This is a genomic window from Enterobacter sp. 03-F-07-AD-ECC, from assembly GCF_047530935.1.
Lineage (GTDB): Bacteria > Pseudomonadota > Gammaproteobacteria > Enterobacterales > Enterobacteriaceae > Enterobacter > Enterobacter cloacae.
Window position 1 is genome coordinate 1 of sequence record NZ_JBLKBZ010000022.1, and the last position, 21,814, is coordinate 21,814.

The 21,814-nt window shown below is 54.4% G+C and carries 14 protein-coding genes; all 14 read right to left on the reverse strand.

Translation table 11 applies throughout. The annotated features are described in order from the left end of the window. Positions 1 to 196: 196 nt before the first annotated feature. On the reverse strand, positions 197 to 619 hold the full coding sequence (locus tag ACMWKA_RS21375; protein WP_414760589.1) for a DUF1240 domain-containing protein: 423 nt from the start codon (positions 617 to 619) through the stop codon (positions 197 to 199). Next, positions 619 to 1,884, reverse strand: a complete 1,266-nt coding sequence (locus ACMWKA_RS21380) for a PAAR domain-containing protein (protein ID WP_250182141.1) — start codon at positions 1,882 to 1,884, stop codon at positions 619 to 621. The genes ACMWKA_RS21375 and ACMWKA_RS21380 overlap by 1 nt, the downstream gene beginning before the upstream one ends. A gap of 33 nt (positions 1,885 to 1,917) precedes the next feature. Beyond that, complete coding sequence (gene tssA, locus ACMWKA_RS21385) at positions 1,918 to 3,516, reverse strand: type VI secretion system protein TssA (protein WP_250182142.1); 1,599 nt, start codon at positions 3,514 to 3,516, stop codon at positions 1,918 to 1,920. Continuing rightward, positions 3,516 to 6,989 (reverse strand): ImcF-related family protein, encoded by a 3,474-nt coding sequence (locus ACMWKA_RS21390; RefSeq protein WP_414760590.1) that lies wholly within the window; start codon positions 6,987 to 6,989, stop codon positions 3,516 to 3,518. The genes tssA and ACMWKA_RS21390 overlap by 1 nt, the downstream gene beginning before the upstream one ends. Further along, the gene (locus ACMWKA_RS21395; RefSeq protein ID WP_414760591.1) at positions 6,986 to 8,194 is read right to left on the reverse strand and encodes a hypothetical protein; all 1,209 of its coding nucleotides are present in this window, start codon (positions 8,192 to 8,194) and stop codon (positions 6,986 to 6,988) included. The genes ACMWKA_RS21390 and ACMWKA_RS21395 overlap by 4 nt, the downstream gene beginning before the upstream one ends. Before the next feature lie 82 nt (positions 8,195 to 8,276). Continuing rightward, complete coding sequence (locus ACMWKA_RS21400) at positions 8,277 to 8,750, reverse strand: hypothetical protein (protein WP_040023730.1); 474 nt, start codon at positions 8,748 to 8,750, stop codon at positions 8,277 to 8,279. Between the two features lie 3 nt (positions 8,751 to 8,753). Beyond that, positions 8,754 to 10,829, reverse strand: a complete 2,076-nt coding sequence (locus ACMWKA_RS21405; protein WP_414760592.1) for a kinase — start codon at positions 10,827 to 10,829, stop codon at positions 8,754 to 8,756. Between the two features lie 11 nt (positions 10,830 to 10,840). Next, entirely contained in the window at positions 10,841 to 13,192 is a 2,352-nt protein-coding gene (locus ACMWKA_RS21410; RefSeq protein WP_414760593.1) for a type VI secretion system Vgr family protein, read from the reverse strand. Further along, entirely contained in the window at positions 13,189 to 15,825 is a 2,637-nt protein-coding gene (gene tssH / locus ACMWKA_RS21415; protein ID WP_414760594.1) for a type VI secretion system ATPase TssH, read from the reverse strand. The genes ACMWKA_RS21410 and tssH overlap by 4 nt, the downstream gene beginning before the upstream one ends. A gap of 172 nt (positions 15,826 to 15,997) precedes the next feature. Beyond that, positions 15,998 to 16,489 carry a type VI secretion system effector Hcp gene (gene hcp, locus ACMWKA_RS21420; RefSeq protein WP_038985100.1) on the reverse strand — a complete coding sequence of 164 codons (492 nt, stop codon included), beginning with the start codon at positions 16,487 to 16,489 and terminating at the stop codon, positions 15,998 to 16,000. A gap of 5 nt (positions 16,490 to 16,494) precedes the next feature. Next, positions 16,495 to 18,201, reverse strand: a complete 1,707-nt coding sequence (locus ACMWKA_RS21425; RefSeq protein WP_250181656.1) for an OmpA family protein — start codon at positions 18,199 to 18,201, stop codon at positions 16,495 to 16,497. Beyond that, positions 18,198 to 18,890 carry a type VI secretion system protein TssL, short form gene (gene tssL, locus ACMWKA_RS21430; protein ID WP_129318172.1) on the reverse strand — a complete coding sequence of 231 codons (693 nt, stop codon included), beginning with the start codon at positions 18,888 to 18,890 and terminating at the stop codon, positions 18,198 to 18,200. Before tssL ends, ACMWKA_RS21425 begins: the two co-directional genes overlap by 4 nt. Next, on the reverse strand, positions 18,887 to 20,227 hold the full coding sequence (tssK, locus tag ACMWKA_RS21435) for a type VI secretion system baseplate subunit TssK (RefSeq protein WP_414760595.1): 1,341 nt from the start codon (positions 20,225 to 20,227) through the stop codon (positions 18,887 to 18,889). The genes tssL and tssK overlap by 4 nt, the downstream gene beginning before the upstream one ends. Positions 20,228 to 20,244: 17 nt before the next feature. Continuing rightward, complete coding sequence (tssC, locus tag ACMWKA_RS21440) at positions 20,245 to 21,780, reverse strand: type VI secretion system contractile sheath large subunit (protein WP_045903418.1); 1,536 nt, start codon at positions 21,778 to 21,780, stop codon at positions 20,245 to 20,247. Between the last annotated feature and the right edge of the window lie 34 nt (positions 21,781 to 21,814).

A 21,814-nucleotide genomic window follows, 5' to 3' on the forward strand; every position in this document is an offset into this window, starting at 1 on the left:
ACATATAACACTTTTCAATGGCTCAATTGTTTCACTCTCCTCGTTTAAATGAATATCTCATTAATAATCCATTATGATTTTGCATTGTATTAACACAGCACAAAGTAATCCATGTTTATTTTTCCTTGATTAACTGCTAATTTATAAACGGTGAAAAATCCAGCTGCGCAATATAATAAGATGGTTTTAAATTTTTTCAATTTATGAGGCAGATAGACGGATCTTTAACGTAGCGGGTTGCGGTTCCTGCCATCCAGCCTGATGGAATACCATTACAACGGACATATCCCTTGCTGAGCAATTCTTTAGGGTACAAACAGGAAAATAACACCCCTAATATTAAGATAGCAATGCAACTCCACTTCAAATAAGAAACATAATTATCCATTGTTTTTAAAGCAAAGCCCCTCCCCTTAAAAATCATCAGAATAAAATAAGTAAGTGGGAAAATCATCACAACAGGCAAGGCAATTAATGCAAAGCTTAACCATGAGAACACAATGCTATCTTCGAAAGAGAAGTATGACTGAAATATACTATTCCCAAGATAAATACTCAGCGCACATAAGCCAAGGATTATTACTATAGCAAGAAAAGGACGCATTTTTTCTTCAAACATCAGTACAATCTCCGTTGAATACTCGTCAGATTATCACGAATATAATTGCGAACCTCCTCAATAATCACATCCTTTCCTCTAATTAGCATTTGTTCAGCAAACATCGCCCCAAGATCCAGTAATCCCTGTTCAGCCTCTCTGGCTTTGTTTGCAAATTCTTGTTGTGCTGACTCTATATAGGCTACAACCTTGTCAGTCGCACCAAATTTTTCATCAAGAACATTTAAGGTAATGGCAGCAACACCGCCAACGACAACAACTATTGCTAAGTTTGCAACGATCCATGGAGTTACCAGAACCAGTCCCACCCCCCAAACGACAGCAGATGCTATACCAATTTTAACTGCATCTGTTGCCAGACTACCAATAAATTCAGCGAAGGAAGTTTCATCATTCATTATGTAATCGATAGTGCGATATGCTGCAGCCACATAAAAGGTTAATCTTGCACCTTCTATGATCGATTTCTTCAGGCCATACTTGCCTATGCCTATATCTACAACCTTAGGGTTCTTTGCGGAAAAAACTGGCGCATTTAATATTTTCCTAACTCCAGGGTAGCCACTAATTTTAATCAATTCTGTGCCTTTATGATTCACATATACCGTGGCCTTTATCCCAAAACTACCTAACTGCCCCACCAACATGGATGTTGTGACGACATCCTTTATATTTGTACCATAGTTAACAATTATTTGACCTGGTGTGCTTTCAGTTATCGCAATCCAGCCGTATTTCCACGCCCCCCAGGATGACAATATATCAAACACTTCGGGTAAAGTTAATAACATGATGTCTTGGTTATTTTGCTTAAACATCATTCTTAACTTTTCATCAGGTAAATCATGTGTGTTTTTTAACACAGGGTAATCAGATACAAATCCCGTTGGCTTTTGTTCACCAGTGAGATAAGAGGGCAATTCCGGGGAAGTTTGCCCCGGCGCCACAAAACCTGCTGCTGATTCTGCTGTAGATGCTCCGCTACTCTTCTCGTACGTATCATCCATCATCGACGGAATAAACTTCGCCTTACACGGACAGGAACTGTAGCTGTCGAGTGTTCCGGCCATTCGCCTGCCGTGAATGGTATCGTTATCAATGCCACCGGCTACCTTGTAAAGCCCTACAAATTTACCACAGGTCACGCCGTCCTGCTCCCTGGCAACAGGTTTACCAAACAGTGTGTGATCTTCTGCGCCCGTGATAATTCTTCCGCCGCAGGTCGTTTTGTCACCCTGAACCAGATAAAAACCTTTTGCTGGCATATGTTTTTCCTTATTTGCTGAATTCAGTCCTGGTTACCCGCAAAGCACCGCACTGCCTGCCGGGTCAAGCGCAATCAGGCCAGCCAGAAGCTGGTCCATCTCCGGCTGAAGCCGTGACTTATCGGCTTCACTGCGTGTGGCTTTTATGCGCAGCAGTCGGAAGCGGCGTGATTTCACTTCAAACAACAGCGCCGGCGTCCACTGCGCGAGGGTGATGGACTGTGCGGCATTGTCGAGCTCATCCAGTAAATGCAGGGCCAGTTCATTTTTACCTTTCTGCTCTGCCACACGGGCCATCAGCAGACGCAGCAACCATCTGTCTTTGGTGTCGGTACCCGGGCGTGTCTGCAGCCAGTGGAGTGTGGCATCCAGTCCTTCGCTGTCTGCTTTCTCCAGTGCTTCAGGTTCAAGCGCCAGAATATCGTTATCACCCGTACTGATAGCGCTGACAGGTTCATCCCGCCAGCCGGACATATCGTCCAGCACGCTCTGGTTTATCCAGTTCAGCGTGACCTCATCGGCGAACGGTGTCCCGTCGTTAAAGGCCAGGGTTTCAAGCCCGGTAAGACGGCGCAGCAGCCCTTTCAGGTCGGCTGTGATGATGTCGGCCAGCACATCCTGCCCCGACTTCATCAGGGCCTGATGGGTATACCACTGCAAATCCAGCCAGAGATGATTGGCACCGCGCGAGAAGGTATTGTCCGCCTGCTCCAGTATTTCCAGCCAGCTCTGTTGCAGATAGAGTCGCTTGAGCATCGCCCGCTGGTCAGCTCGCGGCGGCTCGATGCGCGTTTTCCCGTCAGCATCCGGTGCCGGAATAGCACTCAGCGTGTCATGACGCAGGCTTTTCATCAGCCGGTGCGCCGCAAGCCAGCCACCGGGTTGCTCACGCAGGTACCCCGTCAGGGTGCGAGCCTGAGCCAGTAAGTCCTGACCCGAGGTGATGCGGCTCAGCACTGGCGCGTCCTGTTCTGTTGTGTGAGATGGCTGCTGACTACGTGTCTGATTGCTTGCGTTCTGCGGTACAACGGCATCCACGCCCCCGCCTTTCATCAGACGGGACTCAAGAGCGCTGTACAGGGCATTCAGCTCCGCCCGTGATGCTTCAGGCTCTGTCTCCAGGCTGTCAGCAATGAGCAGTAGCGCCCCGGCGGTACGCTGTGCATCCTCGCGTACGACCTCCGGGTACAGTGACAAACTGTCCAGTACACGGGTACCGCCGAGCCATTCCAGCGCGGCCTTGCGGCTGCGGTCCCGCCGGGGGTGAAGCTGCATGCCGTAGCGCTGCAGTAATCCTGCCACCAGTTCAAGCCCTTCGGCGAAGCCAGCTTCGCCGTCCTGGTGCAGGCGCGCCCAGCAGTAATAAGTGGCAACCCGGATATCTTTGGCAGTAATGGTCAGCAGTTTTTCAGCAAGCGTGCATATCAGCCCGGTATCGATGCCGGAAAGCTTATTAACCTCCTCGCGAATGCGCTGGAAATCATCGTCATATCCGGGGTCTTCTCCCGCCGGACAGGTTGCGCTCACCGGGGCAAGCCAGGGCTGCCAGTTTTCCGTGCGTACCTGCGCCTGCTGTCGCAACAGGGTTTCATCCGCCTGACAGGCGGCAACCAGATTCTGCAAAATATCCATTATTCCGTTCCGTCCATATCACTGCTTTCCGTACTGTCCATCAGCGCCTGCGCCGTGGCCGCGCTGTCGACGCTGAATATCTGATCGGGCAGCGTAAAGCCGCGCAGTGCCAGTAACGCCAGCGGCCCGCTGCCCAGCTGTGAACGCAGCACCCACTGCAGGGTACGGCCATCCGGCGCGGTGAAACTCATCATCCACTGACTGCGATCAAGCTGCGCACACTTGCCCTGGTCCAGCCAGCGAATAAAGCCCCAAGTCCCGCTGTAATCCCCGAACAGACGCGCACCGGCGTTGACCGTGGTCCAGGTCAGCATCGTCCCCGGCTTGTACGTGTCTCCCGGCCAGCGGAAGGACTGCCAGTCAGCCATCTGGTTGAAGTAGTGCAGCTTTTGTCCATCAACAGTCAGTTGCGTCTCCACCACCTGCGGTACCGGACGCGCCTGCAGTTCGAAGCTGATACCCTGGCTGCCGTCGGTAAACAAAATGTCCGACAGCTGACTCAGCTGATTAATCGCCCGCAGGAAGGCCGGGTTAAAACTCAGCCCCTGGCTGTTGACCTTATCCGGCACCCACTGGCTGCCCTCCTTGTGCAGAACACCACCGAGCTCTGTCGTCAGGAAGCGTTCAATACGTCCGCTGTCCTTACGCACAAATTCAGCCAACATCGGCAGGGAGGCATCACTTTTACTCGCGGCAAACGGGAAACGCCCGTCAAATGCGGTGTGCCAGTTCGCCACCACAGAGCAGCTCCACTTGTCATTGAGGCTCGCCGCCGAGGGCTGAAGCACGGTTTCCCATGCCTGGGTCAGCGGCTGCACAAACATCGTGCTGCCAAAACCACTCCACTCTTCGCCAAGACTTGCAGAAATGAGACTGCCGTACTGCTGGGTGTCGGTAAGGTCCACGCTTTTGCCCTGGAATACGGTCTGCGCCAGGGTCTGCATCATTGACTGCGGGTCAGAGGCGCTGGCCACCTGTTGCAGGCGCAGACGCACGCGGGTGATACGGGTCAGGTACGTCTGCAGGCTCAGGGAGTTATCAGCCGACATGACGTTGCTGCCCTTGTTTTTACCCAGAAGCTGAAGCAAAGGTCCAAAGGTGTCATCCAGCGGCCCCTGCGGTCCTGACGCAGACTGATCAATCGCAGGCTTATCTTTTCCGCCTACGAGATCTTTTGCCGATTTGATGATGGAGTCCGAAAGAGCTTCGCGCTGCTGTCCGGTCTGTCCCTGCCAGGCGAGGGTATTCATCAAGGCGATCAGCGGTGACTGGCGGACATCGCTCATCAGCGTCAGCTGGTCGGTGACATCCGCTATGTTGTTCGCCGGATTAAGTTGCAGGTTGTTGAGGAAGCTCAGCCAGCTGCCAGCAAAGTCAGTGAAGTAGCGTTGTGTCAGACGCGCTTTCAGTGCTTCCGGCGACAGGTCTGAGGAGACGGCTTTCCGGCTGTCGCTCAGTACCCAGTCGATTTCATCCCGGCGGGAATTTGCGGCCTTTTCGATAGCCTGCTGAATCCCCCCCTCCCAGGCCTGACGGGTGAAAATTCCCGGTACCACCTCATCGGTGGTAAACAGGCGACGGGCATCGGTACCGCCGGTCATGTCCTCCAGAGACACATCGGCAAAGTTACGGCGCACGGATTTGAGCATGTTCTCGTACAGCGTGCTTTCCGCGTTGCGCCGTCCTATCTGCTGCAGCAGCACCTGGCGGCCCTGGCTGACCAGCTGCACATCCGGCGTGATTTTCCACTGTGGCTGCGCTGGCAGTTCGGATATATAGAAAGCCCACAAATCCGGTGACAGGCTTTGCCACAGGCCTGCTGAGATACCCATTCGCGTCGGCTGCACGGTTTTCATGGTCTGCGCGTAGAATGCGCCGTCGGCTTTATCCGGACGAGCCATCATCAGCCAGGCTTTCAGCTGGTCATAGCCCGGTTTCGCCAGTCGTGCCCGTTGGTCACTGTTGGGGGCAGAATTTGCCAGCGCGCTGAGCTTCTGCTTAAGCGCCTCATTTTCCGGGTCGCGTATCAGGCGGTTGTTTGCCACGCCGTACCAGGGCAGCATCGCATCAAGCAGTTGCTGATTATGGTCGAGGCCGAAGCGCTGATACCAGGGCGCTCCGTCCTGGATACTGTGCTGCAGGCGGCCGGCATCATTGCGCAGAGTATGCAGGGCCGTCAGCTGGTAATCCGATACGGAAGGATGCTCCACCAGGGCATGCGCCTGCTGCGCAACAGAGACTATATGTGACCGGTTAACCGCGAACGACAGCAGCGTTCCCGCCCCCCAGACACCGATAATGGCCATCAGCGTCCAGGCAAGCGTCTGCTCCCACGCCATACCGACACGGCGGCCACGCACGCGGGGGCAGTCGTCAACGATACCCTGCCAGGTTGCCGGCAGGGTCAGCGCATGACGTTGTGACCCCGGAATATACTGCTCAGCGTCGGCTGTGCTCGCTGACGTACCGGCAGTTTTCTTCTCCGGCAGGCTGAACATCAGCCCCCGCAGCGGAACGCGCTGTTGAGAAACAGAGAGCCATGGCACCAGTTGCTGAGCCCAGCGGACGATACCGCCGTCCTGGAGATGCTGGCTCAGGCGCAGCAGGAAGTCGTGGCGGTTGTTCTCAGTGACCTGACTCACACCCTGCGTTCGCAATGCAGGCAGCATCCGCTCAAGCTGACGTGTAATATCGTCAGCTTTGGCACGCAGCGGGAAGCTTGCGCCTACCGCCTGCTCAGGACGCGTATCCTGCGACCAGTTGCTGTCGCACAACTGCCACAGCCAGACCGGGGCGGAATAGCGGAGCAGTTCGCTGATTTTTTCCAGCCCGCGTAAATCGTTGTCGCTGATTTGCGGGGTCAGCTTAAGCGACTGCGGTAGTACACGGATAATCCCGTCCAGCGGGCGTCCGCGTCGCAGCTTGCGCAGCGCGATGTATTTTTCGCGATCGGGCTCCGATGCCAGGCTGCCGCCGTAAATCAGCACGGTGCGGTTACTTTCAAGCCACTGCTGCTGTTGCAGGCCGGGAACCAGTTGTTCGATTGCCGCCTCATCGCCAGTGATTAACAGCAGACGGGTTTTGCTGCGCCAGTAAAGACTAATACGGGAGCGGAGATGCGCCCGAATCCTGTCACACATGACCACCGCAGGGTGAACAGGGTCGTTATCATTTTCCCGTTTCTTTTTCTCATCATCACCACTGGCATTGGCGACAAGCGCATCAAACTCCTTTTTACCGGCACTGAGAGCAGCCCACAGGTGCACAACCAGCATGATAAGTGTGCATCCTGAAATACATCCGCCAGCGATAAGCCAGTAAGTTTGCTGCTGACTACCGTACTGAATCCCGGCAATATCCGGATGCTTCCAAACCATGAACGTCATAGCGGCTAACAACAAAAAGAAAATCAATGTGACAGCAAGGTAGCGGCCTTCCGTAGACTTCGGTGCAAAAGCAAAAGGTAGCTTCACGGATCCATCTCCTGTCGGGAAGCAATCGGGGTAATGAGTGTGCTCCACAGCACATTCTGTGTCGTATCACCGCAGATAATCATCTGTGGGGACTGTGTCTGTCGGGCGATTTCAGTGGCGGCTGCGATGACCAGCCAGGGGGCTGCGGCACCGGCATGTCCCATAGACCTGTCGAGTGAAATGACGGAGTCGTCCGCTACAGACTGCGCAGGATGCGCATTCTGGCACGCGATCACTTCTGCGCGTTGCTCACCCGTCATCCCGGCAAGCCATAAATTTTTAACGATATTTTCTTTGAGCGGGACGTTCCAGGCGGCCATTTTCATTCCCTCGCTCAGTTCACCAGGAGGGGAAGCATCTGGCCGGTGTAACAACGCGAGAGGTTCAAGTACCTCCTGTGTCAGGCGGTTGCCAAGAAGCAGCGCAACGGCTGCTTCAGCAGTATTGTTTGATTCAACCGGATCAATCTGGAGACCGATAATCAAAAGCATCGCCTCATCTTTAATACAGTGGTCCAGCCAGTGGCTGACTATCCCCGGTCCATTACTGTCTATGTACTCAACAGCACAGGTTATGCCACTCTCGTGCCAGGCTTCCTGCCAGATATCTCTGACAGCAAGGAATGGCAGTGATGACGAAACATCGAGGATGACAACAAGCGAGGCGTTTTCCGGAAACTGGTCAACTGGCAGATCAGCAATGAGTTCAGAGAACAGACGTGAGACGACCAATTCAGGAGTATCTTCCGGCTCTGTGGTAATACGGCTCAGCCTCTTGCTTTTTTCACCTTCCCAGTCGGGCTGAGAAATTATAATGCTGTGATTATTGAGCATCTCAACAGCGACAGAACGCTGTTCGTCTTCCTGATGGGCAGTTATAAATGTTGTATTCAGTATCTGAAGCGCACGGCGTGCCCTGCGGATCTCACGCAAAATCCACTGTTCCCGGCGCCTGTCAAAACTACTCGCTTTACTGTCCTGTAATGACCAGAGCCACATACGAAAACCGAAACTAAAAATCCACACAACAACAGGCGAGCCTATAGCAAACAACCAGAAGTGCCTGGTATCGATGTAGCGTCCGAATATTCGCATGAGGATCACATTGATGACCAGCATTGCCGCCAGGACAGCAAACCAGCGGGATATTTTTGGTGTGGCCGGTCGTGGATAACATTCAGGAAGATGCTTTAGGGAATAAGACATATTTTCTCATCAAACTGAATACAATAAAATTTTAAAAATTTTATTTAACAAGATTTAATTTAGCAAAATGAAGAAAAACATACTAAGGATATCTATTGAATTCCCATGAACTATTCTTCTTACACTGCTCAAAGTTACTTTCATCTGTAGGGTCAAATTCTGGGCTTGCTGAACTCAGTCTTCCGTTTATTAGATTTAAAAATAAACCTTGGTTAGTTTCAACGTAGGCATAGCTTTTATTCTTTATAAAATCAATATGAAAGACACCTTCGCCTACACCCTTTTCAATCCTTGTGTACCCATGAACCAGATCTACTATAATTACATTTGTATCCTGTGGGTTACCTTCGTTGATTACTTTAGGCTTTCCCCAAATTATTAGCTTCTCTCCACTGCATTTAACAACATAACCATTAATGACAGTATCAAAATCCAATTTTTTGATATGGTTATTCATATTGATAGTTATTGAATCATTACCATTTAATGTAATATCTAATGCATATGCATTCAAGGAAATCAAGACACCAAAAATTGTTGTGATAATTAGTTTCATATTTTAGTCCATCAATATACGTGAGATTCTAGTTGTTTGTTTCCATCTTAATTCTTCGCCATTATAACCACCATTAATGGCATAGGTTACAACCTTAGAGTGTTCATGTGAAACATTCCATTCAATTATTTTTGCATTTATTGGGCGAAATCCAGCAGAACGCGATCCTGCAATCCAGTACCATGCTCCAGCATCAATGCAGTTATATGGGGAAATTGAAAGAAGTTGAGGGTTATCAATAGACGGTGCTTTACTTAAATTATCAGGCTTCCACCATTGGTTTATAAACCCTTTATAACTCATGGGGAATTTATCTAAACTAATCCACCCTCTGTAGCCCCAATACTTACTATAATTTTCGCGGCCAGTAAGTTGTTTCATTCCTCTGCCTCTAAATTTCGGACCATCGCCAGCCTCTATGTTTCCAAGCCTTCCGTTCAGATAGTCAAGGTAACTACCAGAAGGTGGGTTGTAATACCCATCTACTTCGGAAGCAAAACTGGAATGGAGAGGATTTCTTGAAAAGCTAGCAGCCCCTTCAATCATTAGAGATAACATTCCTGATTCAATTGCACCTTGTCCAAAAAAATGTGATTTTCTTGTTGGCGTTATTACGAAGTATTTTTCAAGACAGCGATTAATGATTGTTCTGTACTTCTCTCTGACTTCACTCGGAGTTACCCCAATTTTTTCTAATGCTCTAACAGGATAGAGGTTATCTGGATAGATTTTTTCTAATTCTTCAGCAGAAAGCCAATTGCATTTTCTGAATAACTTAATAAATGCTGTTGGTTCAAAATGCCACACCCTATTTTTTGGAATATCTCCACTTATGCAAAGAGCTCGTGCATGGTCTAGTAATTTCCCCCATGAATTTGTATCCAATGGAGGATCAATTGTTTCATTTTTTTCCTGTAACCAACCCAGGCGTTGTTCTAATGTGTTTTGATCCCATTCAAAGGGAAATCTACATATTAATCGACTTTTGTATTCATCTTTTGAATTTAGCACAATATGTGAATTGCACTGGCTATTCATGTCTGAATCATCGGACACTAAAACCCAGCCCACCCAATGAGGAAAATCTGCATCGCTATATTTTTTTATGAAATCAGATGCGACATTGATGAAACCACTTCCGCCAGGATAATTAACCTTAAGCCAATAAGCATAGCTTTTTTTAGAAAGAGGTTTACTTTCTGAGTTTAAAACACGACCGAATCGGAGCAATTCGTACCCTGATGAGATTGAGTCTTTATATCCTTTCAGAGCATATTCATACATATTATTTTCATTCAAACCACTTGCATCATTCATCGGCTCACCAACTATATCAAATTGGCCATCGACTATGCCCTTCTGCCTGGTGGTTATAATACGTTCATTTCCTTTGGTTTCGATGGTTACAAATAATTCGGATTTAGAAGTATATAATGACGAACTTTCTTCAACTACAGCCAATCCATTTATATATGTTCCATTATAGAAACAAGTTCCTGGTGGGATGTAAAAATGAACATCACCAAAGTACACATCATCCCTTCCATTTTTAGATGTATCAAGGTGAGGCTGTGATCTTCCTGTGATTTTTTCTATATACGGGTCTTCACAGTATATTTGTATATGCGTAGCATTCACACCATCGATCATACCGGTTGTGCCTAATGAATCTTTTCGTGCAATCTTTCCCCCTACAGAAAGAGCATTGGAAATAAAGTTCAAATGCATATACATTGAGTAAAAAGTAATTTTCCCGTTTTCTCCTGAACCAATTTCAGCATCATGCTTTATAACAATGCAACCGTTGTCAGTATAGCCATTGTAATTCAATGGCTCTATCTTCGTCTTGTCTTTTTCATCTGGCTTTCTAATAAATGTAATAGTTCCACCAGCTATCGCACGTAACATTTCCGGTGGATGACTCGAGTCATTATGTTTTATATGTACACCACCGTGCCAAGATTCTTTTCCATTAATCGGAAATCCACGATTAACATCAACAGGCATCATTTTACTTACCCATACATCATCACTTTCATTCTTTGAATGTGGTCTTAAATATGGAGGACTAATAATCATGTTAAAACCCTTTATGAAAAAATGAACTTGCCAGATGGACTACTTTGCTCTGGTGTTAAAGCAGGCACTGCTTCTTTATTATTCGCTTTAGCCTTTCTGCCATAATGTCCTGCTTTTGTTCTGTACTCACCCAGCGTGGCAGATTCAATGGCGTTCTCATCCATTGTGATGTAGCTTCCTCCACCGTTCAGGGTAAGCTTCTTCTTCGCGATGATTTTGATTTCATCTTCCGTGCTGACGATGCTGATTTCTTTTCGTGCCAGTAATGCCATCAGATCATTCTGCGCCTGTACCTGCACCGGCCCCTGGTTCGCGATAAGCCTGATCCCCAGCTTGCGCACAAACACGCTCAGGGCATTGCCCACCCCGATAAACAGATTTTTCACCACGCTGACGTCCGCATTTTTACCGGCGGTGGCAATCAGGTTCTGCCCGGCCGATACCTGCAGGTGTTGGCCGCTGGTCAGCGCCACACCGTCCGGTGCGCTCATCAACAGCACCGATTTTTTAAGATCCGTCAGTTGCTGTTCCAGCAGGGTGATTTGCGCCTGAAGATCGGCCGGGTTCGCGGTCGCCTTCTGCGCATCACCGGAGATGGATGTCATCTGCTCCCGGGCTTCGCCGAGATTGCTGACCGCCGGCTGCATCTCCAGTACCTGGCCCTGTGCTTTCGCCTGGCCGTCAGCACTGATAAAAATCCCTTTCTGCGCCCGGATGGCGCCCCAGCTGTCGGTTCTGAGCTCAAACCCCTCGCCGCGCTGCTGTTTTTCGCTGTCGACCAGGTGGCCGAGATTCAGCTGGCTCTTGCCGCCGTACTCCGTGCTGACCTTGATATGCTCTTTTCCGCGCTCGTCGTCGAGGCGGATTTTGTTGTTCGCCGGGGTGCGCAGGACGTTACGTTTATAGTTGCGGATAGTGACGTGGTCACCGTGCGCTGAGTCGTGCAGCACACCGGCGATGTACGGCCGGTCCGGGTTGCCGTCTTCAAAACCAATCGCCACCTCGGTACCCGCCAGCAGCGGCAGGTGCAGGCCGTACGTGTCGCCGGCATACGGGCGGGACTGGCGTACCCACAGGCTCTCGAATCCGGTCTCCCAGTTGTCGCGGTCAAACAGCATGTTGACGCGGTAGCGGCCGTCTTTATCGATATGCCCGTAGGTGTCATTTTCGGTGGTACTGGTGACGCGGGCCGGTAAGGTGCCGGCCATCACCGGACGGCTGCCTGGCGCCGGGCGGAAACAAAAATCAGGGCTGTCCGGGATACCGTCAAACCTGACGCCAAAATCTTCATCACGCCGGGCATGGCTGTGCATCGCCGTGACAATCACGCCCTGCGCAAACACGTCTGCCACTTCGTACCCACCGGTGACTTTCACTACCTGCCCCGGAGAGAGCACCGGGCAGCTGGTGAAGGCCCTGGTCTTCGTCTGACCATTCAGGTAGCGCTCGTGACGAATGCGGGCGTAAAACGCCCCGGACTCCGGCACCGGATTACGGTCATACGCGCTGCCCTGCGTCAGATAATTATCGCCGTAATGATAGGCCTCACCACAGGTGGTGGTATCCCCGCCGGTCGCGTCAACCCGGGCGTTCATGTCTTCCGTGGCCTGACGGTAGTTGTAATCGCGGGTACTGACCTGCTTCTGCACCACGTTATGGTGGCTCTCCATCTCCCACACCGAGTCCACACCCTGTGAGTGCTGCCCGGACGGCGGCACCGACGGCAGCGTCAGGCCTTTCTCATACCCCTGCTGGCTGTCGTAAAACTCCACCACGTCGATGTTCAGCCGCGTGTCGGTGGTGAAGCAGAACCAGATACCGACTTCACCCAGCAGGCGGGTGATAAAGTGCAGGTCGTTCTCACCGTACTGCATCACCTGCTCACGGCGTGGATACTCTCTGGTGAGCGAAAACAGGAAATCCTGGCCGCGCATGCCGTGGCGCTCGCGCAGGATTTTTTCCACAACCTGCGGGACGGACATGTCCTGATAAATGGCGTTCTGGTGCGAGCGGTCGAGCAGCGCCAGGCGCGGCTCAAGCGTTACCGCATAGCGGGTTTCATCTTTTGAGGTGCCCAGGCGTTCCAGGCCGCTCACCACTCCCTGTATCACCCGCACCGGCTGCTGCACCTTAATGCCATACCCCTGGTCAACCGGAGCCTGCAGCGTCAGGGAAGCCGCTTTCATCAGCATCATCTCTTTGCTGATGGCATGATCCGCGCTGGTGAACTCAATACGGTAGCGGAAGGGTTTGCTCAGGGCTTCATCGCCCTCAAACGCCAGCACATCAAGCCCTGCGTCACAGCCCTTCACCGAAAGCAGGTGATGGCTGTGGCTGAATCTCAACGGGGGATTACTGCTCATGCGTGCACTCCTTCTGTGAGGTCAAACGCCAGTCCGATGCCTTCTTCCTCGCACCATCCCAGAGTCAGGGAAGCTGGTTTCTGTTTCGCGGCCATGTGGGTCAGCAGCTGCTGGCTCAGTACCGGCAGGATCTGCTGATTGAGCAGGCTGTCAACGTTGCGCGCCCCGGTGTCCGGCAGCAGGCAGGCAGCGGTCAGGGCGTCGTACAGGCTCTCATCAATGTGCGTGGTCAGGCCGTAGTGACGGTTCAGGCGCTTACTGACCTGTGCGAGCTTCATCCCGACAATTGTACGCATGGCTTCCTGCGTGAGCGGACGGTAAATCACCGTCTGGAAACGGGCGAGTAAGGCTGGCTGGAAGTGGTCACGCAGCAGCGGACGCAGTAGCTCGTGCAGCTCCGGTTCGGTGGCTTCCGGCTGTGCATCCAGCAGTTGCATGATGTGGTCGCTGCCGAGGTTGGAGGTCATCAGTATTACCGTGTTGCGGAAGTCAATTTCCCGCCCCTCGCCGTCGCGCATAAAGCCCCGGTCAAACACCTGATAGAACAGGTTCATCACGTCCCGGTGCGCCTTTTCCACCTCATCAAGCAGTACCACACTGTACGGACGCTTGCGCACGGCTTCAGTCAGGATGCCGCCCTGTCCGTAACCGACGTAGCCCGGCGGGGAACCCTTGAGCTGGGAGACGGTGTGCGGCTCCTGGTATTCGGAGAGGTTGATGGTAATCAGGGATTTTTCACCGCCGTACAGCACGTCCGCCAGCGCCAGCGCGGTTTCGGTCTTGCCGGTGCCGCTCGGGCCGACCAGCAGGAACACGCCCTGTGGGCCGTTTTCTGGCGTCAGGCCGGCTCTGGACGCGCGCAGGCGCTGGGCGATGGCGCTCAGCGCCGCGCCCTGGCCCACCACGCGTTTACCGAGGTGCTCTTCGAGGTGTAACAGTTCCGTCTGCTCGTCCTTCATTAATGAGGAGAGCGGCACACCGGTCCAGTCGGCAATCACCGTGGCGACGGTACGCGCGTCCACATCCAGCCCCAGCAGCGGGTTCCCCTGCTGCACGGTGGCAAGCTGGCTCTGCAGGTCAGCGATTTCCGCCTGGCGGGAGATATCACTGCGGCAGGCCAGCAGGGCTTCCGTCAGTTTCAGCTCCTGGCCGTGCTGCGCTTCCAGGTCATCAAGTTGCAGAATGATGCGGACTTCGTCCTGTTCGATGGCCGCCAGACGTTCGCCGTGGGCGGTGTTACCTGTCGCGATATCCTGCAGCAGCGCCTGTTTTTCCATCGCCAGGGCCGTGAGTTGAGCCTTCAGGCGGGTCAGCGCTTCCGGCACGGTATCGAGACTCATGCGGATACGGGCGGAGGCGGTATCCAGCAGGTCAACCGCCTTGTCCGGTAGCTGACGGCCGGTCAGGTAACGACGGGAAAGGGTCACCGCCGCCCTGACCGCCTCATCGGTAATGTGCACCCCGTGGTGCTGCGCGTAGCGGGATTTCAGCCCCCGCAGCATCAGGCAGGCGGTGTCGTCGTCCGGCTCATCAACTTTCACCATCTGGAAGCGCCGCTCCAGTGCCGCGTCGCGCTCAAAATACTGCTTGTATTCACTCCAGGTGGTGGCCGCGATGGTCCGCAGTTCGCCGCGGGCGAGCGCCGGTTTCAGCAGGTTGGCCGCATCCGCGCCGCCCGCCTGGTTGCCTGCGCCAATAATGGTGTGCGCTTCGTCGATAAACAGCAGCACCGGGGACGGAGACTGCTGCACCGCATCAATGACGTTTTTCAGGCGCTGTTCAAACTCCCCCTTCACACCCGCCCCCGCCTGCAACAGACCGAGGTCCAGCGTGCGCAGGCTCACCGTTTTCAGGGATTCCGGCACATTCCCTTCGGCGATGCGCAGCGCCAGCCCTTCCACCAGGGCGGTTTTCCCCACGCCCGGCTCGCCGACCAGAATCGGGTTGTTCTTGCGACGTCGCGAGAGAATATCCACCATCTGGCGGATTTCATTGTCGCGGCCGAATACCGGGTCGATTTTGCCCTCACGCGCGTTAGCGGTGACATCAAGGGTGAATTTATCCAGCGCGTTCTGCAGGGCCGGATTCAGTTCGCCCTCTTTCACCTCACTGCCGGACAGCGGCACGCTGCCGCCCTGCGCCAGTTCTTCTTCCTGTTGTACCTCTTCGCGCTCATCTGACTGCGCATCCAGCAGCGGTCGCAGACGCTCAAGCTGGCTCACCCCCAGCGTCAGCAGCGGCCACAGACCGTCGCAGCGCACCAGGCTCTGCCGGTCCACCAGCGCCATCAGCAGGTGAATGCTGCGTATCTGCGCTTCGCCCGCCAGCGAGGCGCGCAGCCACGCGTCCTGCATCAGGGTCTGAGTGCTGTCCGAAAGCTGCGGGCGGCTGCGCACTGAACGGGGCAGCTTCTCCAGAAAATTCAGCAAATCCTGCCAGATGGCGTCCATATCCCACTCGTAGCGGCGTGCCAGCACCGTCAGATCACCTTCCCCCTGTTCGAGCAGCTTCAACAGCCAGTGCTCGGGCAGGATTTCCGCATGGGCGCGGGTCTGGCACAGGGAGGCCGCGCCTTCCATCGCACGGGCGCAGTAGGGGTTCAGACGACGTAACAGGCTGGCTGGATTTTCCATGAGACTCTCTCTTTATCAGTTCCGGACACGCTACCGCCCGTCGCTTTTCCTGGTATTCAGGAACCCAAAGCGCATAAGGTCAGGCAGGCAGATTGTGTTTTTCTTTGCTGAACGTCCGCGGTTACAGGCGTTCAGCAAAAACGGCGGACGGGAGAACCCGTCCGCACGAGACTCAGGCGGTGGCGCGTTCGTTCCAGGAATCGGAATGAATGATGTTGCCGTCCTTGTAGGTCCAGGTGATTTTTTCGTAGCGCAGCTCAATCTGCTCCAGATGGTTGTGCTTCTCGAAAGACGGATCCTTGATGTCATGCATCACCGGATTCACCTTCACCACCTTCACGTTTTCCAGTCTGGTGTTGAAGTACTCCACTTCCTGGCCGGCATCGTTGATTTTGTACCACTTGAATTCCGCAGACTTCAGGGTCTGACCGGTGGTCACCGCCTTGTACAGATACGGGCTGGAGGAGTCGATCTCCTTGGTGAACAGGAACGGCGTGTGGATACGGGTGCCGGTCAGCTTGCCGGTGTTGTTGTCGGTCGGGATGTACAGGTTGTGTTCCTGCGCCACCACTTCGATGCTGCCTTCACGATCCTGAACGTCCACGGAACCTTTGATGTCCGCGCCGCCATCGTCCTTCAGCCACAGATAAACAGGAATTGCCATGTTAATTACTCCATTTCATTTTTTGAGACGCCATCATCCTGCGATGGCGCGGGGGTATTGCCCGGCAGCTGACAGGCATTCGCCTGCGGCACCAGACTGATTTCGACACGGCGGTTCAGCGCCCGGCCTTCCGCCGTGTCGTTGGTGGCAACAGGACGGCTTTCGCCGTAGCCCTGCACCGCAAAGCAGCTCTCCGGCACGTCGCCGGTGTCGCGCATCCAGTCGCGCACAGACTCCGCACGCTTAAGCGACAGCACCTGGTTGGACGGGTCATCGCCCGTGCTGTCGGTATGACCCGCTATCACAATCAGCCAGCCGGGCTTCGCCTTAATTCCCACCAGCGAATTCACCAGCAGCTTCGTGGTGCCGGGTTTCAGCGCCCATTTGCCGGTGTCGAACAGCGACATGCTGTCGAGGCGGATGATTTTCGGCGCGACCTTTTCTACAGGCTTCGTTGGAGGAGGTGGTGGTACATACGAACGGATCGCTTCCAGCACCGGTATTCGCAGACGTACTCCCCGATAAAGCCCCTGGCCCAGCCGGGCCGGTACACCATTGCGTGCATGCTCATCCAGCAGCGCCGCATCCTCGCGCAGCACCTGTACGGCGCTGGCTTTCGGACCGTAATCATCCATGGCGATGCTGTTATAATGGACAATATCGAAGCTCACGCGTTGCAGCAGCTGGCGGTTGTTCCAGCCACTGCTGAGCAGTGCAGCAATGGCCGCCAGCGTGAAAATCCCGAGCGCACAACGCCAGGTTCGCTCACGCGGTGTCAGGCCCCGCCCTTCCGGCAGTAATGGCAGAATAAAATCCGGGAACAGGGAGATGACCGTACTGTCCGTTCCCACCGGCTGCCAGCCAGACACCTGCTGCATCGCGGTGTGACGGGAAAGCCACGTCGTCCAGGCCGATGTGGCCAGGCTTCCGGCCAGGATCGGCCCCATTCCCCACAGCACCGCAACAGGTGCAATGACCGGCACATCGGGGTTCTCATCCATAAAGACGGCCTGGACATGCTGACGGAACCAGTTCATCAGACTATTCATCAGCACCTGTTGCTGCAGCGCAGGCGTTCCGCCGGAGGTAACCCATTCAGCAACAGACCCCGGGGCTGAAGATTCACGCCAGACCCTCACCCCTTCTCCCGGGAAAACCGCCTGCCAGAACATGTCATTCGTCATCGCGCTGCCGACCTGACCATTCAGCACCAGCGGCACAGAGTGATCGGTTGCTTTACGCAGCTGACTGATGTGCCAGCGCAGGGTCAGCAGTCGACTGGTCAGGGCTTCGCTGTCAGGGTGCTGCTGCGGGCAGACGCTGACCATCACCGACAGCTGACGTCCCCAGTCAGGACGTAACCACAGTATCTGACGGGCGACCTGCGCCAGATCATGATGATCCTCCACGCGGATCCAGCATCCCTGCGTGACAGTGAGTACCGGTGACGAATGTGGCCAGGCCAGAGGCAGATCGCCACAAACCAGCACTACGGGCTGACGGTAAGTGGCGTCAGGCAGGTCCTCCAGGCGCAGGGTGACATCATGCTGTTCACGGCGACTGGCGACTGTCCAGAACGCCAGGATAACCCCCAGTACCACCAGCAGAATGAGCACAGAAACCCACCTGGATACCGGCAGAAAACTCAGGCAGACCACGGCACTTAGCAGGACGGCCCACAACGCCAGCCCGCGCTGTTGTGCAGGACTCATTTCACGGCCCCCGGTAAAAGGGTTAGCAGCAACTGGTCCAGCCAGCGATCCAGTCCCCACCAGAGTGCAGCGACCACAATCACGCTCAGACCAATACGTACGGGCCATGACGCCAGCCAGCCGCCCATGATTCCCCGCCCGGTATGACTTTCCGCCAGTACGGGGTGGGACTGTGGATAGCTGAACGGCGTGACATATTCACTGAGTGCATTGACAAGTTTCTGGCGCTCCGGGTCATTCAATGATCGGTAACTGCCGAGAAAACCCAGCATCATGACCCGCTGGAAGCAGGTCACGACAGCGTGGTCAGGCGCCGGTTCACGCAGCACATCGCGCATCCGATCGCACAGCGTGTCGCCGGCGTCCATAGTGCCGAGGAAGTGCCCCTGCAGGGGAATGTCATACCACTGCACACAGGCGTCATCTTCCACACCACGACCTTTCACCGCCTCATCGAGCAGGGCGCACTGTGCGGTAAGAATATGCTGACAGCTGGCTTCATCGAGTTCGCTCGCTTTCAGCTCACGCTGCACACGTTCGACATCAGCAATACAGCGCTCCCACAGCGTGCGCCCTTCGCCCTCCTGAAACGTCGGACCGTGACGCAGGCTGATCACCTGAAGCCAGGTGTCCTGCAGCAGGGCATCAATATCAATGGCCGCGGCAGTGCCGCGTTTACGCTCACTCATGTTCTCAGCACCGCAAAGAGTTCAAGTTCAGGCTCGCCGAGCATGCCCGGAACGTAAAACATGCAGGTCCCACCCTGAAGCATTTCAGTGGCCTGAGGATGAGAGACATCAAGACTGAAATACTGATTTTCCAGACGTAACGGAATGGCTGCCGGTACATGGCGCAGCGGCGTCAGAGGCACGCCGACCCGCGATGAATTGACGATACTTCTGACATGATCGGGGCTGCCGACCTTGCACTGGCGCGGGAACTGCTCCTGCAGTTGTGCCACCGGTACCGTTGAACGCACCGAGAGGTAGTAATCAGCCCCTTCACGCAGACGTGGGTCATGCAGACGGGCCTGCCAGAAGTGAAGCCGGGCATCATGCTCAAGCTCAATCGCTACCACCCGCGACGGCAGGCTGGCTTCCAGCAGGTCGCCCAGTAAATCAAACAGCGGCGGGAATACGTTATTCTGTTGCTCATGCTGCCAGACCGGGATCGCACTCACCTGATGCTCCAGCGAGAAAGTCAGCAGACTGCCCGCCAGGCGTGCCAGTTCCGGATACAGACGCTCCGGCGGGCTTTGCGGGTGGCGCTGAAACTGTCCGAGCACGGGTTCTGCGCTGTTAAGGGCATTGAGCAGCCAAAACAGGGACACATCCGCCACGGCAAAATCGGCCATCCGCTCATTACTTTCCCGGCGCATGGCCATCAGCCGACTCAGGCGTACACGTAGCTGGCTCATCAGCTGTTCCAGCTGGGTCATCAGCCAGCGGCTGCCCTGCAGAGCCAGCAGTGGCGGAAGAAACGTCTCATCCAGTAACCATGCCCCCTGCGAATCCTGCAGCAGGCGGGCAACCGGGCAGGTCAGATAATCGCTGTTGTCCTGACAGGCAAACCGCAGCGTCAACTCAGGTTTCATCACCGCAATCTGGCGGGTATCGTCCCCAAAAGCGTTGCGGATATCCCGCCAGCGCTGGCGATAGCGAACAGGGCGTTCGGCCACCGCATCGGGTGTAAGACAGTTGCCGCCATTCGCCCGCAGCAGCGGGAGGGCCAGCACCACCACCGCATCCTGTGATCCACTCTCAAGCGCCAGCACCGGTGGCAGATCGTCAGCATTATCAGTGTCGATAAGCGTCCCGTCAGGGAAACGAATGTGCAGATGACGAGCCTGCAGGCGGCCCAGTTTCAGTGCATCCGGTTCGAAAGTGGCATCAATCACTCCCCAGGGCTGGGAGAGACCTAACCGGGCGATGCATTCCGCAGACCAGGCCGCATACGCGGCCTGTTGCTGGAAGTGCTGGGGAGAGACCATCTGGCCCCTGCCCCATAACGGTTGTTCCGTTTTCATTGGCTTCCTGCCTTAACTTACGCTTTCGCCTTCGGCATCTGGCTCACCAGCGACAGGTTCACGTCCATGCCTTCCACCTGGAAGTGCGGCACCGCGAACAGCTTCACGCGGAAGAAGCCCGGGTTGTCCTCAATATCTTCCACCACCACCTTCGCGTCGCGCAGCGGGTGTGAGGCCTGCAGTTCGTCGCCCGGATCGGTCATTTCGGTCACAAGACTGCGTACCCATGTATTGAGTTCCAGCTCCAGCAGACGGCGATCTTTCGTCGTACCGATATTTTCGCGCTGAATCAGCTTCAGGTAGTGCGCGATACGCGACAGCAGGAAGATATACGGCAGACGGGCATTGATGCGGCTGTTGGCAGTGGCGTCGGCGGTGTCGTACAGCGCCGGTTTCTGCGCCGAGTTCGCCGAGAAGAAGCAGGCGTAATCACGGTTCTTGTAGTACGACAGCGGTATAAAGCCCAGGTTAGCGAATTCAAACTCGCGGGTTTCCGGGATCATCACCTCTGACGGGATCTTCACCTGGTTGCCGGTACCCAGATCGTACAGGTGGATCGGCAGGTCTTTCACGGCCCCACCTGCCTGCGGGCCACGAATTTGCACGCACCAGCCGTTATTGATGAAGCTCTTCACCATGTTGGAGGCGAAAGAGAAAGATGCGCTTGTCCACAGGTATTTTTCGTGGTCCGGACCTTTCACCTGCTCAACGTAGTTGAAACTGCGAACCGGCACCGTGTCCGGACCGTAAGGCAGACGCCCCAGCACGCGCGGCATCACCAGGCCGATATAACGGGCATCGTCGGTGTCGCGGAAGGATTTCCATTTGATGTATTCGGCACGGTCGAAGTAATTACCGATGTCCTTAATCGCGGCCACCTCTTCCATCGATTCCTTGAGGAAGAATTTCGGCCCGACGGCACCGATAAACGGCATATGCGCGGCGGCAGAGACTTTCGAGATATTGCGCAACAGCGCCACGTCCTGCGGACTTGCGTCAAATTCGTACGCTGAAATAACCGAGCCAATCGGCTCGCCGCCCGGGGTGTCGTATTCAGCGGTATAGGTGTGCCAGTACAGGCCGCTCTGGATAAGTTCCGGCGCATCTTCGAAGTCCTGGCGCAGATCCTCTTTTGACACATCCAGAATTTCCGTTTTCACGTTCTGGCGGTAGTCGGTGTTGTCCACCAGCTGCTTCAGGCCGCGCCACAGGGATTCCACTTTCTGGAATTCTGCATGATGCATCACCGCATCCAGCTGGCGGCTGATTTGGAAATCCAGCTCTGCAATATGGTGGTCAATCAGGGTTTTATCGAGTTTTTCAACAGGCTGGCCGGATTTGCGGATGCAGTCCATAAATACCTGCATTGCCGCGGTCAGGCGCTCACCTGCCGGAGCATCAGACAGTGCGGCATCGTCCAGAAACGCATTGATATCGCCCAGGCTTGTGGCCGGGGTCAGGTTGATTTTGTCGAACAGGGAGGCGTAGACGCTCTCTTTTTCCAGCACAGTGGTCTGCCCCTGCGCGGAGCCATTTTCAGTATTAACAGACATCAGCATTCTCTCGTTTAATCCATTAAAAGACGCG

What these genes read in the sequence shown, in the direction of transcription:
- ACMWKA_RS21375 (WP_414760589.1), bottom strand. Translation starts at nt 619, where the DNA reads ATGTTTGAAGAAAAAATGCGTCCTTTTCTTGCTATAGTAATAATCCTT.
- ACMWKA_RS21380 (WP_250182141.1), bottom strand. Translation starts at nt 1,884, where the DNA reads ATGCCAGCAAAAGGTTTTTATCTGGTTCAGGGTGACAAAACGACCTGC.
- tssA (WP_250182142.1), bottom strand. Translation starts at nt 3,516, where the DNA reads ATGGATATTTTGCAGAATCTGGTTGCCGCCTGTCAGGCGGATGAAACC.
- ACMWKA_RS21395 (WP_414760591.1), bottom strand. Translation starts at nt 8,194, where the DNA reads ATGTCTTATTCCCTAAAGCATCTTCCTGAATGTTATCCACGACCGGCC.
- ACMWKA_RS21400 (WP_040023730.1), bottom strand. Translation starts at nt 8,750, where the DNA reads ATGAAACTAATTATCACAACAATTTTTGGTGTCTTGATTTCCTTGAAT.
- ACMWKA_RS21405 (WP_414760592.1), bottom strand. Translation starts at nt 10,829, where the DNA reads ATGATTATTAGTCCTCCATATTTAAGACCACATTCAAAGAATGAAAGT.
- ACMWKA_RS21410 (WP_414760593.1), bottom strand. Translation starts at nt 13,192, where the DNA reads ATGAGCAGTAATCCCCCGTTGAGATTCAGCCACAGCCATCACCTGCTT.
- tssH (WP_414760594.1), bottom strand. Translation starts at nt 15,825, where the DNA reads ATGGAAAATCCAGCCAGCCTGTTACGTCGTCTGAACCCCTACTGCGCC.
- hcp (WP_038985100.1), bottom strand. Translation starts at nt 16,489, where the DNA reads ATGGCAATTCCTGTTTATCTGTGGCTGAAGGACGATGGCGGCGCGGAC.
- ACMWKA_RS21425 (WP_250181656.1), bottom strand. Translation starts at nt 18,201, where the DNA reads ATGAGTCCTGCACAACAGCGCGGGCTGGCGTTGTGGGCCGTCCTGCTA.
- tssL (WP_129318172.1), bottom strand. Translation starts at nt 18,890, where the DNA reads ATGAGTGAGCGTAAACGCGGCACTGCCGCGGCCATTGATATTGATGCC.
- tssK (WP_414760595.1), bottom strand. Translation starts at nt 20,227, where the DNA reads ATGAAAACGGAACAACCGTTATGGGGCAGGGGCCAGATGGTCTCTCCC.
- tssC (WP_045903418.1), bottom strand. Translation starts at nt 21,780, where the DNA reads ATGTCTGTTAATACTGAAAATGGCTCCGCGCAGGGGCAGACCACTGTG.